Source organism: Inquilinus sp. OTU3971, from assembly GCF_038440215.1.
In genome coordinates this window covers 27,421-39,939 of sequence record NZ_JASATH010000006.1, presented here as the reverse complement: position 1 = coordinate 39,939, position 12,519 = coordinate 27,421, and the positions used below count along the sequence as shown (strand labels likewise).

Here is a 12,519-nt window from a genome sequence, read left to right as displayed (position 1 = left end):
CTCCGATATGATCAATCATGCTTGCGCCGAGCGAGGGACGGAAGGCATGCGCATTCCGATGTTCCTTAATTGTTCCCGGGTCTCGCGATCTCACAGCCGCTGAGGTATGATCGGCCGCCATCTGCATCGAGGCCGACATGTCGCCGGAACGCCGCCTGACCGCCATCCTTTGCGCCGATGTGGTCGGCTATTCGCGGCTGGTCGGGCGCGACGAGACCGGCACGTTGGCACGGCTGGATCAGGCTCGAGGCATCCTGCGGACGGCGATCGAAGGGCAGGGCGGCCGCGTCTTCAACCTGGCGGGCGACGGGCTGCTGGCCGAATTTCCCAGCGCCCTGGCCGCGGTGCAGGCCGCGATCGCGGCTCAGGACAGGCTCGGCGACTGGGCTGAGGTCCAGCCCGAGGACGACCGCATGCGCCTGCGCATTGGGGTCAATCTCGGCGACGTCGTGGTCAGCGGCAACGATCTGCTGGGCGACGGCGTCAACTTGGCGGCACGGCTGCAGGAGGTGGCGGTGCCGGGCGGCATCTGCCTGTCCGGCGCGGTCTTTGAGCAGGTCCGCAGCAAGATCGAGACCGGCTTCGCCGATCTCGGCCCGCGCTCGATGAAGAACATCGCCGACCCGGTGCGGGTCTATGCCCTGCGCATCGGGCCGGAGGTGCCATGGGCGGACCAGAAGATCCCGCCTGTCCCGGCCGCCCAGCCCGGGCGCGCGATCTTCGACCGGCTGCGCCGCCGGTTCCTGGGCGCGCTTGTGGTCGTCGCCGTGCTGCTGGTCATCAACCTGATGACCAATCCCACCGATCTCTGGGTGCAATGGCCGGCGCTCGGCCTCGGCATCGCCGTGCTGCTGCCGGTGATCCGCCACCTGCTCTGGGGCCGGCCGCTCGACGCCGGCAGCAAGTAGCAGGCCTCAGGCCTCAGGCCAGCAGCAGGGCATCGTCGTCGAGCTGCTCGCCGCGCACCTTGCTGAACAGCTTCAACAGGTCCGGCACGTCCAGGCCGCTGCGGTCGTCATTGGCGACGTCGAAGGCGACCCGGCCTTCATGCAGCATCACCGTGCGGGTGCCGTGGTCGAGGGCGTGGCGCATCGAATGGGTCACCATCAGCGCCGTCAGCCTCTGCTCCTCGATGATCTGGCAGGTCAGCCGCAGCACGAAATCCGCGGTGCGGGGGTCGAGCGCCGCGGTGTGTTCGTCCAGGAGCAGGATCTTCATTCCGGCCAGCGTCGCCATCAGCAGGCTGACCGCCTGGCGCTGGCCGCCGGACAGCAGGCCCATGGAATCGCCCAGCCGGTTCTCCAGCCCCAGCCCCAGCACCGCCAGCTTGTCTCGGAACACCGTGCGGCGCGGCCCGTCGAGCGAAGCGGCGAGGCCACGCGCCCGGCCACGGGCATGGGCCAGGGCCATGTTCTCCTCGATCGACAGGGCCTCGCAGGTGCCGGCCATCGGGTCCTGGAACACCCGGGCGACCAGGCCGGCGCGCTTCGGCGCCGGCCAGCGGGTGACGTCGACGCCATCGATCTCGACCCGGCCGCGCTCCGCCACCGCGTCGCCGCTGAGCACGTTCAAGAGGGTCGACTTGCCGGCGCCGTTCGAGCCGATGACGGTGAGGAACTCGCCGGTCGGGATGGTCAGGTCGAGGCCGCGCAGGGCGCGGTTCTCGAGTGGCGTGCCGCGGCCGAAGGTGACGTGAACGTCCTGGACCTTGATCATCTCAGGCGCTCCGCCGGAACAGGGTCTTCAAGGGATTGCGGACGCCCGGCAGCATCAGCGCGATGCCGACCAGCACGGCGGTCACCAGGTTGAGGTCCGAGGATTGCAGCCCGAGCCAGCTGGTGTTCAGCGCCAGCGCGATGGCGATGCGGTACAGGACGGCGCCGACCACGCAGGCCAGCAGCATCAGCACGATCGAGCGGGTGCGGAAGATGGTCTCGCCCAGGATCACCGCGGCCAGGCCGCTCACGATCGTGCCGGTGCCGACGGTGACGTCGGCGAAGCCGGCGGTCTGGGCGAACAGGGCGCCGGCCAGGGCCACCAGCGCGTTCGACAGCGCCATGCCGACATAGATGTGCAGCTTGGTCGAGATGCCCTGCGCCCGTGCCATCCGGGGGTTGGCGCCGGTGGCGCGCATCGCCAGGCCGAACTCCGAGGTCAGGAAACGGCCGAGGGCCAGGCCGACGATCAGCACGATGATCGCCAGCACCACCACCTTCAGCGTCGCCCGCACCGGCAGGCCGGCGGTCTCGATCACCGGCGACAGCCAGGTGAAGAGATTGACCACCGTGTCCTGGTTGATCAGGGCGACGTTCGGCTTGCCCATGATGCGCAGGTTGATCGAGAACAGCGCGATCATGGTCAGGATGCTGGCCAGCAGGTGCAGGATGCCGAAGCGGACGTTGAGCCAGGCGGTGACCAGGCCGGCCAGGGCACCCGCCGCGACGCCGACCAGCGTCGCCGGCACCGGGTCGAGGCCGCCGACGATCAGGGTGGCGGTGGTGGCGGCGCCGAGCGGGAAGCTGCCGTCGACGGTCAGATCGGGAAAGTTCAGCACCCGGAAGGACAGGAACACCCCGAGCGCGACGAGGGCAAAGATCAGCCCGATTTCGATCGCGCCGAGAAAGGCGAACAGACTCATCAACACGTCCTGCGGAGCGGCCGGCGGCGGCCGCGGAAACGAGAAGGCCCCGATATACGGGCTCCGTCCGGACCTGTCATGTCCGGACAGCCGCATCGGGGTGTCGATCGTAGGTTGGGTTCGCCATGGCGAATCCAACACCTCGCGGACCACCGACGACCGTATTGGGTTCGCCGACGCGAACCCAACCTACGAGCGGTTCGGCGGACTTACTCGATCACCTTCTTGGCGCGGCTCAGCACCGCCTGCGGGACGGTGACGCCCATCGCCGCCGCCGATTTGGTGTTCACGAACAGGTCGGTGCCGCTGGCGTTCTTGACCGCGATGTCGCCGGGCTTCTCGCCCTTCAGCACCCGGACCACGACCGCGCCGGTCTGGCGGCCGACCTCGAAATAGTCGAAGCCGACCGAGGCGATGGCGCCGCGAACGACGCTGTCGGTGTCGCCGGAGAACACGGGGATCTTGTTCTCGGTGCCGACCGCGATCACCGCCTCGAGCGCCGAGACGACGGTGTTGTCGGTCGGGACGTAGATCACGTCGACCTTGCCGACCAGGCTCTGCGCCGCGCCCTGGACGTCGGCCGATTTGGCCGCGGCGGCGGTGACGATCTCGACCTTCCACTCCGGCGCCATCTCCTGCAGCGCCGCGATCAGCGCCGCCGCATTCGCCTCGCCCGGATTGTAGGGCACGCCGATGGTCTTCACACTCGGCACGATCTCCTTGATCAGGTTCAGATGGTCGGCCAGCGGCGACAGGTCGGAGATGCCGGTGACGTTGCCGCCCGGATGCTCCAGGTTCTTCACCAGCTGGGCACCCGCCGGGTCGGTGACCGCGGTGAACACCACCGGGATGTCCTGGGTCGCCGCGACCACGGCCTGGGCCGAGGGGGTGGCGATCGGCACGATCACATTCGGGTTCTCGCCGACGAATTTCTGCGCGATCTGGGCGGCGGTGGCCGGGTTGCCCTGGGCCGATTCAAACTGGAAGACGAGATTGTCGCCGTCCTTGTAGCCGGCTTCCTCCAGCGCCTTCTTGACGCCGTCGCGGGCGGCGTCGAGGGCCGGGTGCTCGACGATCGCGGTGACCGCGACCGTGACCTTGTCGGCGGCGACGGCCGCCGAGGACAGCAGCGCCAGCGCCGCGCCGGCAGCCAATGCCAAACGGCTGATATGCATGAGGAGCCCCCCGTGTTTGTGTCCCCGACTGACGTCGCCGGGCGTCTGTTGCGCATTAGCGCAGGCGGCCGGGGACCCGTCAAGGAACCGCCGCCCGCCTGCGTTTTGTCGGATTTTTGGCCCGTCAGCTCGGGCCTTAGCCGAGGTCGAAGACGATGCCCTGGGCCAGCGGCAGCTCGCGGCTGTAGTTGACCGTCGCGGTCTGCCGGCGCATGTAGGCCTTCCAGGCGTCCGAGCCGCTCTCGCGCCCGCCGCCGGTCTCCTTCTCGCCGCCGAAGGCGCCGCCGATCTCGGCGCCCGAGGTGCCGATGTTGACATTGGCGATGCCGCAGTCGCTGCCCGCCGCCGACAGGAAGGTCTCGGCCTCGCGCACATCGGTGGTGAAGATGCAGGACGACAGGCCCTGCGGCACGTCGTTGTGCAGCATCAGCGCCTGGCCGAACTCCCGGTACTTCATGACGTAGAGGATCGGCGCGAAGGTCTCGTGCTTGACGATGTCGCTCTGCGCCGGCATCTCGGCGATCGCCGGGCTGACATAGAAGCCGCCCTGCGGCACGCCGGACGTGACCTGCGCGCCGCCGGTGACGGTGCCGCCCTGGTCGCGCGCTGCCGCCAGCGCCTTCTGCATGCCGTCGAACGACGCCTGGTCGATCAGCGGCCCGACCAGCGTGCCCTGTTCCAGCGGGCTGCCGATGCGCACGGCACCGTAGGCCTGCTTCAACGCCGGCACCAGCTTGTCGTAGACGCTGTCATGCACGAACAGCCGGCGCAGCGAGGTGCAGCGCTGGCCGGCGGTGCCGACCGCGCCGAACAGGATGGCGCGGACCGCCATGTCGAGATCGGCCGACGGGCAGACGATCATGGCGTTGTTGCCGCCGAGCTCGAGCAGCGACCGGCCAAGGCGCCGGGCGACGCGCGGACCGACCTCGCGCCCCATGCGGGTCGACCCGGTGGCCGAGATCAGCGGCACCTTCGGGCTGTCGACCAGCTTTTCGCCGATCTCGCGGCCGCCGATCAGGATCTCGGCCAGACCGTCCGGCACGCCGCCGAAGCGCTCGGCCGCCTTGCGGAAGATCGCCATGGTGGCGAGCGCCGTGACCGGCGTCTTCTCCGACGGCTTCCAGATCACCGGGTTGCCGCAGACGAAGGCCAGCGCCGCGTTCCACGACCAGACCGCGACCGGGAAGTTGAAGGCCGAGATGACGCCGACCGGGCCCAGCGGATGCCACGTCTCGGCCATGCGGTGGCCCGGCCGCTCCGAGGCGATGGTCAGGCCGTAGAGCTGGCGGGAGAGGCCGACCGCGAAGTCGCAGATGTCGATCATCTCCTGCACTTCGCCCAGGCCTTCCTGCAGGATCTTGCCGGCCTCGATCGAGACCAGCCGCCCAAGCTCGGCCTTGTGGGCGCGCAGCTCCTCGCCGAACAGGCGCACCAGCTCGCCGCGGCGCGGGCCGGGCACGGTGCGCCAGTTCAAAAAGGCGTTGGCCGCGCGCTCGATCGCGGCGTCGGCATCGGCATCCGTATTCTCGTGCAGGCGGGCGATCTCGGCGCCGTCGACCGGCGACCGGACGACCAGCGTGCCGCCGGTCAGGGCGTCGGGATCCAGCCCGATGCCGCGGATCAGATCGTGCAGCTCCATGAAACACAACTCCGGAGAACTTGAGCGCCGAAGGCGCTGATGGGCGGCATTCGTATCGTTGAGCGGTCCGCGGGGCAAGACCAGTGGCGACGGGTGGGCTTGGCGGGATGCTCTACCAAAAATGGTATTGCTCTCATTTGAAAATAGTGTTTATGGTTTGTTCGTATCCTGAAAATGGTGGTGCGGATGGGTGCGACATTCCTCGATGTGCTTCATGCCGAGGCTGCGGCCATGGTCGTCGCGGTGCGGCAGACCCGCAGCGCCCGCAGCCTGCTCGACGGTTCGGCCGGGATCGCGACCTATGCCAACACCCTGCGCGAGGCCTATCACTACCAGCACGCGCTGCAGCCGGCCCTGGCGCTGGCGGCGGAGCGGATGCTGGATCACGGCCGGCACATGCCGCTGGCGCTGGTGCTGCAGGAGAAGGCGAGGGAGGTGGCGGGGCTGGACCTCCGGGTGCTGGACGACCTCGAGGCGCTCGGCTTCAGCCGGGCCGATGTGGTCACCTCGGTGCCGGTGCCGCCGACCCAAGCCTGGATCGCCTGGTTCGGCTTCCTCGGCCGCAGCGACCACCCCGCCGGCTTCCTCGGCATCGCCTATCTGCTCGAATACCTCGCCGCCACCTGTGCGGGGACGGCGGTCGACGGGCTGCTGCGGACGGCGCGGATCGCCGGTATCCGCCGGGCGCTCAGCTTCCTGCGCAACCGTGTCGAGGCGCGGGAGGGCCATGTGCGGACGCTGGCCACAGCCCTGCCGGCGCTCGACGATCCGGCGGAGATCGACGCCATTCTCACCTCGGCCCGGGTGACCCGGACGCTCTATGCCGGCATGCTCCGCGCCGTCGACGGCATGTCGGCGATGCCGGCGCGGCGGACGGCGGGCTGACGCCGTGATCGGCCGCGGCCTCCGGCGTTCAGACGCAGCCCGTTTCCGCATCGGGTCCGCTGCGGCAAAATACATTGTCGCAGCGGTGCAGAGAGAGGAGGGGTGGGAGATGACCATCACCGCAAGGGGCATGATACCCTTGCTGCATGTCTACGACATGCCGCAGTCGCTGGCCTTCTACCAGGAGGTGCTGGGGTTTGCGATCATCGACGCCTCTGCCGTGATCGAGGCGCCGGAGGGGCGCTTCTCGCACTGGGTGTGGCTGGCGCTCGGGCCGGCCCAACTTATGCTGAACACCGCCTATGACGAAGGTCAGCGCCCTGCCGCGCGGGTCGAGGCTCGGCAGCGCTGGCACAGCGACACCTGCCTCTATTTCGGCGTCGACGATGTCGATGCCGTCTATGGGGCGTTCCGGTCCAAGCTGCCGGATCTGAAGCCGCCGGCCGATGCGCCTTAGGGCATGCGGCAGCTGTATCTCAGTGACCCGGACGGCTACAGCCTGTGCTTCCAGATGCCGATCCGGGAGAGAGTCCGTCCCAGGGTTTGATCCGAGGAATCGCAGCCATCGCAAGGTTGGGTTCGCCCAAGGCGAACCCAACCTACGTCTGTTCCCTTTGTGGTAGAAGCCTGGCTCAGACGATGCAGCCTGGGGGAGGAACCGATGCATGAGGGCGTTGCGCTCAACCGGGCCAATTGGGACGAGAGGGTCGCGGTCCATCTCCGCTCCGCCTTCTACAATGTCGACGGTTTCCGGCGCGGCGAGACCGATCTGGGGCCGATCGAGGCGGCGGAGATCGGGGACATCGCCGGGCTGCGCGTGGCCCATCTGCAGTGCCATTTCGGCATGGACACGATGTACCTCGCCCGGCGCGGTGCGCGGGTTACCGGCCTCGATTTCTCTGCCAAAGCGATCGCCGCGGCCCGGGCCCTGGCGGCCGAGACCGGCAGCGGCGCCGAGTTCGTCGAAGGCGACGTCTATGACGCGCCGCGCCTGCTCGGCGAGGGCGTCCACGACCTCGTCTTCACCAGCTGGGGCACGATCATCTGGCTGCCCGACATCGTCCGCTGGGCGCAGGCGGTGGCGGCGCTGCTGAAGCCCGGCGGGCGGCTCTATTTCCTCGACGGCCATCCGGCGGCGCGGGCGCTGGACCAGGCCGGCACCGAGGCGCCGATGTCTATTTCCGCGACGCGCCGATCGAGTTCGAGGGGCAGGGCAGCTACGCCGACCGCGACGCCGTCTTCACCCACACCCGCTCGGTCGAATGGGACCATCCGCTCGGCGCCATCGTCGGCGCGCTGCTGGCGGCCGGGATGCGGCTGACGGCGCTGCGCGAGCATGACGCCGCCGCCTGGCAGATGTGGCCGTGCCTGATGCAGGGAACGGACGGGCTGTGGCGGATGCCGGCGGACCGGCCGAACCTGCCGCTCAGCCTCACCATCGAGGCGGTGAAGGGCTGACGCCGTCGAGGCCGCCTTGGGGAGGAGCCCGGCCGACTGTCGCCATGGCCGGAGCGGCATCTCGCCGGGGCCTTCCGCATCGCCCCTTCTGCGTGAGACCGGCTTCGCTCAGCCCTGCGCCGCGATCCGGGCAGGCCCCGCCGGGGTCGGGATCTCGATGTCGACCTCGAGCGTCGACACGGAATTGCCGCGGTCGAGCTTGACCTGCACCTTCTCGCGGTCGATCGCGATGTGCTTGGCGATCACCGCCAGGATCTCCTCCTGCAGGATCGCCACCAGGTCGGAGCGCCCGCCGATCACCGACCGCTCATGCGCCAGCAGGATCTGCAGCCGCTCCCGCGCCACCGGGGCGGAGTTGCGCTTGGTGAAGAAGCTGAACAGGCTCATGCGACCCTCCGGCCGAACAGCTTGGCGAAGATACCCTTCCTGTCGCTCGGGACCGTCATCTCGAGGGTCTCGCCCCTCAGGCGCTTCGCCGCGTCGGAATAGGCCCGGGCCGGGGCGCTCAGCGGGGCGTTGAGGGTGACCGGCGCGCCCATGTTCGAGGCCCGCAACACCTCCTCGCTCTCCGGGATGATGCCGAGCAGCGGGATCGACAGGATCTCCAGCACGTCCTCGGTCTTCAGCATCTCGCCGCGCTCGGCCCGCGCCGGGTCGTAGCGGGTCAGCAGCAGGTGCTTCTCGACCCGCTCGCCCTTCTCGGCGCGCTCGGTCTTGGAATCGAGCAGGCCGATGATCCGGTCCGAATCACGCACCGAGGAGACCTCGGGGTTTGTCACCACCACCGCCATGTCGGCGTGGCGCATCGCCAGCACCGCGCCCTTCTCGATGCCGGCCGGGCTGTCGCAGATCACCCAGTCGAACTTCTCCTTCAGCTCGCCGATGACGCGCGACACGCCCTCCATGGTCAGGGCGTCCTTGTCGCGGGTCTGCGACGCGGCCAGCAGCGACAGGGTGTCGATGCGCTTGTCGCGGATCAGCGCCTGCGGCAGCTTGGCGTCGCCCTGGACCACGTTGATCAGGTCGAACACCACGCGGCGCTCCGACCCCATCACCAGGTCGAGATTGCGCAGGCCGACATCGAAGTCGACGACGACGACGTTCTGCCCGCTCTGGGCCAAGGCCGCGCCCAGCGCCGCGGTGGAGGTCGTCTTGCCGACGCCGCCTTTTCCGGATGTCACGACCAAGACCTTGGCCATACTTGCCGCTCTCCTCTTTTGTCTCAGTCCAGGGCCGCCAGAACCATGGCGTCGCCGTCCAGCCAAGCCTGCACCGCCCTGCCGCGCAGCTTCGGCTCCATGTCGTCCGCGGTCTTGTAGAGACCGTCGATGGCCAGCAGCTCGGCCTCGAGCTTGCGGCAGAAGATCCGGGCGCGGCCGTTGCCGGTTGAGCCCGCGATCGCCCGGCCGCGCAGCGTGCCGTACACGTGGATCGACCCGCCGGCGATGATCTCGGCGCCCGATGCGACCGACCCCACGACCGTGACGTCGCCTTCGGGGAAGATCACCGACTGGCCGGAGCGCACCGGACGGTCCAGCAGCAGCGAGGCGGCGGGCCGCGCCTCGGCCGACGGCGCCGCGGCCTGGGCGCCGTCCGGCACCTCGATCATCCCGGCGGGGCGGCTGCCGGTCATCAGCGGCGGCAGGCCCCAGGCCTCGGAGCCGAGCCAGGCCGGGTCGGCGCCCTCGATCCCGATCAGGCGGATGTCGCGCTGCTGCAGGTCCTCGATCAGCGCCGCCAGGTCCTGCTTGCGCATCGGCAGGGCCGACAGGTCGACCACCACCGGTCGGCCCTGGAAGAACGCAGGCGAGCGCTGGATCTGGGCGTCGAGCTCGGTGAGCCAGTCGGTGATCGGCGGCTCCGGCGCCAGGACGAGCGCCATGAAGGAGCGACCACGGAAGCGGATGGCGGGGCGGGTGGTGCGGGCTGCTGTTGTCACGGTCAGGGGCGTAGCCGGGCGCGATCCGGCCGTCAACAAAGGGGTTCGCGACCATTCAACCCGGTTCGATCCGGATATGCAACAGGTTGTGGTTCCCAGCGGCCTGAGCCGCCATGTGTTGTGTCGCGGTCCCTTCTATCCCGCCCGGTTTGCAAAGCTTTCGCCACCCGGGCCGCCGGCGGAGTCGCCTCGCCGAGTCCCGGCGCGGGGATCCTCGGGGGACAGCAAGTCAGCGGGAGCGCCGGGCGACTCGGAGCTGACGGGGATGTGTCGGACGCAATCGTGGCGGACGATCAGTCGGCGGCGCCGGCGTCGAAGCGGCGCAGGGTCTCGGCGAGATGGGGCGGCGGCGGCGCCTCGGCGGCGACCGGCGGCTTCTTCGGGTACAGCGGCACCGACACCGCCCGGGCGTGCAGGTGCAGCGGCGGGGCCTCCGGCCCACGGCCGGCGGTACCGTAGATGGCGTCGCCCAGGATCGGGAAGCCGGAGGCGGAGCAGTGCAGCCGCAGCTGATGGGTGCGTCCGGTCAGCGGCCGCAGCTCCAGCCAGGCCAGGCCCTCGGCGCGGCCCAGCACGCGGAACTCGCTCTGAGCCGGCTGGCCGGCGGGGTCGACCTTCATCCACCAGCCGCGCTGCGCCGACCGCTTGGCCAGCGGCAGGTCGATGCAGCCTTCGTCCTCGGCCGGGCCGCCCTCGACCACCGCCCAATAGGTCTTCGCCACCCGGCCGGAGGCGAACAGCTCGCCCAGCGTCACCGTGGCCTTGCGGTGCCGGCCCAGCACCAGGCAGCCGCTGGTGTCCTTGTCGAGACGGTGGGCGAGGGCGGGCGGATGCGGCAGGCCAAAGCGCAGCGCGTCGAGATGGTGGTCCAGCACCGGCCCGCCCTTCGGCCCGGCATGCACCGGCAACCCGGCCGGCTTGTTGAGGATCAGCATCAGCCCGTCGCGGTACAGCAGGCGGGCCAGGATCTCATCATCGGTCGGGGCGGCGATCATCCCGGCGTCATCGCACCGGGAGATGGCAAGCGCAATGGGAGCAGGAAAGGGTGCCGACGATTCTTCACCGTCATTGCGAGCCCCGAAGGGGCGCGGCAATCCATGTCGCCGAGAGAGCGGCGGGATGGCTTGCTTCGCTGCGCACGCAATGAAGGGGAAAGTCCAGAGTATCCTCGGTTAACTTTAAAATAATGCTATAACAATCTGATAAAAAACGATTGTTAGTCTATCGGCTGCCAGCCGTGCAGCAGGCGTCGATTCTCCGCCGTGAAGGCATAGTGGTGGCCGCCCTGGCCCGCAGGCTGGTCGGCCGCGCGGCTGATCGGCCGGCCCTGCAGATGGCACAGCAGCAGCGCCCCGACGCCGCCATGCGAGATGATGGCAATGTCGCCTTCGGCCGGCGCCCGGCGGAGGACCTCGTCCACCGCGGCGACGATACGGCGCTGGGCGTCGGCCGCCCGCTCCCATCCGCGCACGCTCTCCTGCGGCCGTGCGAAGAAAGCGTCGGCCATCGCTTCGAACTCGAGCTTCGGCAGATAACCGGTTGAGGAACGGTCGTTTTCGCTGAGAGTCTCCAGCTCCGTGACCGGCAGGCCGAGCCCCTCGGCGAGGATGGCCGCGCCGTCACGGGCCTTGCGCTCGGTGCTGCAGAACAGGCTGCGCAGCCGTGGCGCCCAGGGTTGCTCCAGCACCGCCCGCATGCGGCTGCGGCCGCGCTCCGACAGCGGCCAGTCCGACACCGGCACGGCCGGGTCGATCAGCACGTCGGGATGGGTGATGACATGGACGTGCCGGGCCATGCGGTCCTCGCTGCGGAAGGCGCGGCATCATCTCCGATTTGCCAGACCGACGAAATTCCTGCATCGATCGTCATGCGCCGCCTCGGCGCGCATCGATCGGGGAGGGAAACGAATGGTCGAGCTGGGCAAGCTGGCGAAGCGGTACCGGATCGAGGACGGTGACGGCTTCCGCCTGAAGGACTGGGACCCGGCGGATACCTGGCTGGACGACAAGGCGGTGGCGCAGGAGGCGCTGGCCCAGAGCGTCGCCAAGCTGGCGGAGATGCAGGACAAGCTCTACGCCCAGGACCGCTGGTCGGTGCTGCTGATCTTCCAGGCGATGGACGCGGCCGGCAAGGACAGCACCATCAAGCACGTGATGTCCGGGATCAACCCGCAGGGCTGCCAGGTCACCTCCTTCAAGCAGCCCTCGACCGAGGAGCTGGACCACGACTTCATGTGGCGCACCACCAGGCACCTGCCGGAGCGGGGGCGGATCGGCATCTTCAACCGCTCCTATTACGAGGAGGTGCTGGTGGTCCGGGTGCACCCCGCCATCCTGGGCGCCCAGCACCTACCGCCGAAGCTGGTAACCAAGAAGATCTGGAAGGAGCGGTTCGAGGACATCAACGCCTTCGAGCGCTATCTGGCCCGCAACGGCACGCTGGTGCTGAAGTTCTTCCTCAACGTCTCGAAGGAGGAGCAGAAGAAGCGCTTCCTGGAGCGGCTGGACGAGCCGGAGAAGCACTGGAAGTTCCAGCCCTCGGACGTGGCGGAGCGCCAGCTCTGGCCCGACTACATGAAGGCCTATGAGGAGATGATCCGGGCCACCGCCACGCCGCACGCACCCTGGCATGTGGTGCCGGCCGACAGCAAATGGTTCACCCGCCTGGCAGTCGCCGCCGCCATCGTCGACGCGGTGGAGGGGCTGGGCCTCGCCTATCCGAAGGTCGAGCCGGAGCAGGCCGACAAGCTGCAGGCCGCCCGGGCGGCGCTGGAGAACGAATAGCC

The 12,519-nt window shown here is 69.1% G+C and carries 15 protein-coding genes; 6 read left to right on the top strand and 9 right to left on the bottom strand.

Translation table 11 applies throughout. From position 1 onward, the window contains the following. The first annotated feature begins 137 nt into the window (after window positions 1-137). Window positions 138-908, top strand: coding sequence for an adenylate/guanylate cyclase domain-containing protein (locus AAHM41_RS02795; RefSeq protein ID WP_342234981.1), 771 nt, complete (start codon window positions 138-140; stop codon window positions 906-908). Window positions 909-921: 13 nt separating this feature from the next. Here AAHM41_RS02795 and AAHM41_RS02790 read toward each other — a convergent pair whose 3' ends face one another. The 4 genes from AAHM41_RS02790 to amaB form a co-directional block, all read right to left on the bottom strand. Beyond that, window positions 922-1,716 (bottom strand): ABC transporter ATP-binding protein, encoded by a 795-nt coding sequence (locus AAHM41_RS02790; RefSeq protein WP_342234980.1) that lies wholly within the window; start codon window positions 1,714-1,716, stop codon window positions 922-924. Window position 1,717: 1 nt separating this feature from the next. Further along, entirely contained in the window at window positions 1,718-2,638 is a 921-nt protein-coding gene (locus tag AAHM41_RS02785; RefSeq protein ID WP_342234979.1) for an ABC transporter permease, read from the bottom strand. 209 nt (window positions 2,639-2,847) lie between these two features. After that, complete coding sequence (locus AAHM41_RS02780; RefSeq protein WP_342234978.1) at window positions 2,848-3,813, bottom strand: ABC transporter substrate-binding protein; 966 nt, start codon at window positions 3,811-3,813, stop codon at window positions 2,848-2,850. 136 nt (window positions 3,814-3,949) lie between these two features. Continuing rightward, window positions 3,950-5,452, bottom strand: a complete 1,503-nt coding sequence (gene amaB, locus AAHM41_RS02775; RefSeq protein WP_342234977.1) for an L-piperidine-6-carboxylate dehydrogenase — start codon at window positions 5,450-5,452, stop codon at window positions 3,950-3,952. A 186-nt stretch (window positions 5,453-5,638) separates the two neighbouring features. Here amaB and AAHM41_RS02770 point away from each other — a divergent pair, with 186 nt between their 5' ends. The 4 genes from AAHM41_RS02770 to AAHM41_RS02755 all read left to right on the top strand — a co-directional run bounded on the left by AAHM41_RS02770 (window position 5,639) and on the right by AAHM41_RS02755 (window position 7,795). Then, window positions 5,639-6,337 carry an iron-containing redox enzyme family protein gene (locus AAHM41_RS02770; RefSeq protein WP_342234976.1) on the top strand — a complete coding sequence of 233 codons (699 nt, stop codon included), beginning with the start codon at window positions 5,639-5,641 and terminating at the stop codon, window positions 6,335-6,337. A 109-nt stretch (window positions 6,338-6,446) separates the two neighbouring features. Then, window positions 6,447-6,794: a VOC family protein gene (locus tag AAHM41_RS02765; RefSeq protein WP_342234975.1), complete on the top strand. Its 348-nt coding sequence runs from the start codon at window positions 6,447-6,449 to the stop codon at window positions 6,792-6,794. A 204-nt stretch (window positions 6,795-6,998) separates the two neighbouring features. After that, window positions 6,999-7,658 carry a class I SAM-dependent methyltransferase gene (locus tag AAHM41_RS02760; RefSeq protein ID WP_342234974.1) on the top strand — a complete coding sequence of 220 codons (660 nt, stop codon included), beginning with the start codon at window positions 6,999-7,001 and terminating at the stop codon, window positions 7,656-7,658. Beyond that, window positions 7,649-7,795 carry a hypothetical protein gene (locus AAHM41_RS02755; protein WP_342234973.1) on the top strand — a complete coding sequence of 49 codons (147 nt, stop codon included), beginning with the start codon at window positions 7,649-7,651 and terminating at the stop codon, window positions 7,793-7,795. The genes AAHM41_RS02760 and AAHM41_RS02755 overlap by 10 nt, the downstream gene beginning before the upstream one ends. 108 nt (window positions 7,796-7,903) lie before the next feature. On the opposite strand, the gene minE is transcribed toward AAHM41_RS02755, so the two are convergent. The 5 genes from minE to AAHM41_RS02730 all read right to left on the bottom strand — a co-directional run bounded on the left by minE (window position 7,904) and on the right by AAHM41_RS02730 (window position 11,529). Then, window positions 7,904-8,182 carry a cell division topological specificity factor MinE gene (minE, locus tag AAHM41_RS02750; protein ID WP_342234972.1) on the bottom strand — a complete coding sequence of 93 codons (279 nt, stop codon included), beginning with the start codon at window positions 8,180-8,182 and terminating at the stop codon, window positions 7,904-7,906. Continuing rightward, window positions 8,179-8,994 (bottom strand): septum site-determining protein MinD, encoded by an 816-nt coding sequence (gene minD / locus AAHM41_RS02745; RefSeq protein WP_342234971.1) that lies wholly within the window; start codon window positions 8,992-8,994, stop codon window positions 8,179-8,181. Before minD ends, minE begins: the two co-directional genes overlap by 4 nt. 23 nt (window positions 8,995-9,017) lie before the next feature. Beyond that, window positions 9,018-9,734 (bottom strand): septum site-determining protein MinC, encoded by a 717-nt coding sequence (gene minC, locus AAHM41_RS02740; RefSeq protein WP_342234970.1) that lies wholly within the window; start codon window positions 9,732-9,734, stop codon window positions 9,018-9,020. Between the two features lie 293 nt (window positions 9,735-10,027). Further along, entirely contained in the window at window positions 10,028-10,729 is a 702-nt protein-coding gene (locus AAHM41_RS02735; protein WP_342234969.1) for an RluA family pseudouridine synthase, read from the bottom strand. A 221-nt stretch (window positions 10,730-10,950) separates the two neighbouring features. Beyond that, the gene (locus AAHM41_RS02730) at window positions 10,951-11,529 is read right to left on the bottom strand and encodes a histidine phosphatase family protein (protein ID WP_342234968.1); all 579 of its coding nucleotides are present in this window, start codon (window positions 11,527-11,529) and stop codon (window positions 10,951-10,953) included. Window positions 11,530-11,641: 112 nt separating this feature from the next. Between AAHM41_RS02730 and AAHM41_RS02725 the strand changes: the two genes are divergently transcribed. Then, window positions 11,642-12,517, top strand: coding sequence for a polyphosphate kinase 2 family protein (locus AAHM41_RS02725; RefSeq protein ID WP_342234967.1), 876 nt, complete (start codon window positions 11,642-11,644; stop codon window positions 12,515-12,517). Window positions 12,518-12,519 lie beyond the last annotated feature (2 nt).

Excerpts from the sequence above, each read along its gene's own strand:
- AAHM41_RS02755 (WP_342234973.1), top strand. The coding sequence starts at position 7,649 with ATGCGGCTGACGGCGCTGCGCGAGCATGACGCCGCCGCCTGGCAGATG.
- AAHM41_RS02770 (WP_342234976.1), top strand. The coding sequence starts at position 5,639 with ATGGGTGCGACATTCCTCGATGTGCTTCATGCCGAGGCTGCGGCCATG.
- AAHM41_RS02725 (WP_342234967.1), top strand. The coding sequence starts at position 11,642 with ATGGTCGAGCTGGGCAAGCTGGCGAAGCGGTACCGGATCGAGGACGGT.
- amaB (WP_342234977.1), bottom strand. The coding sequence starts at position 5,452 with ATGGAGCTGCACGATCTGATCCGCGGCATCGGGCTGGATCCCGACGCC.
- AAHM41_RS02780 (WP_342234978.1), bottom strand. The coding sequence starts at position 3,813 with ATGCATATCAGCCGTTTGGCATTGGCTGCCGGCGCGGCGCTGGCGCTG.
- minD (WP_342234971.1), bottom strand. The coding sequence starts at position 8,994 with ATGGCCAAGGTCTTGGTCGTGACATCCGGAAAAGGCGGCGTCGGCAAG.
- AAHM41_RS02760 (WP_342234974.1), top strand. The coding sequence starts at position 6,999 with ATGCATGAGGGCGTTGCGCTCAACCGGGCCAATTGGGACGAGAGGGTC.
- AAHM41_RS02790 (WP_342234980.1), bottom strand. The coding sequence starts at position 1,716 with ATGATCAAGGTCCAGGACGTTCACGTCACCTTCGGCCGCGGCACGCCA.
- AAHM41_RS02785 (WP_342234979.1), bottom strand. The coding sequence starts at position 2,638 with ATGAGTCTGTTCGCCTTTCTCGGCGCGATCGAAATCGGGCTGATCTTT.
- AAHM41_RS02735 (WP_342234969.1), bottom strand. The coding sequence starts at position 10,729 with ATGATCGCCGCCCCGACCGATGATGAGATCCTGGCCCGCCTGCTGTAC.
- AAHM41_RS02765 (WP_342234975.1), top strand. The coding sequence starts at position 6,447 with ATGACCATCACCGCAAGGGGCATGATACCCTTGCTGCATGTCTACGAC.
- minE (WP_342234972.1), bottom strand. The coding sequence starts at position 8,182 with ATGAGCCTGTTCAGCTTCTTCACCAAGCGCAACTCCGCCCCGGTGGCG.
- AAHM41_RS02795 (WP_342234981.1), top strand. The coding sequence starts at position 138 with ATGTCGCCGGAACGCCGCCTGACCGCCATCCTTTGCGCCGATGTGGTC.
- AAHM41_RS02730 (WP_342234968.1), bottom strand. The coding sequence starts at position 11,529 with ATGGCCCGGCACGTCCATGTCATCACCCATCCCGACGTGCTGATCGAC.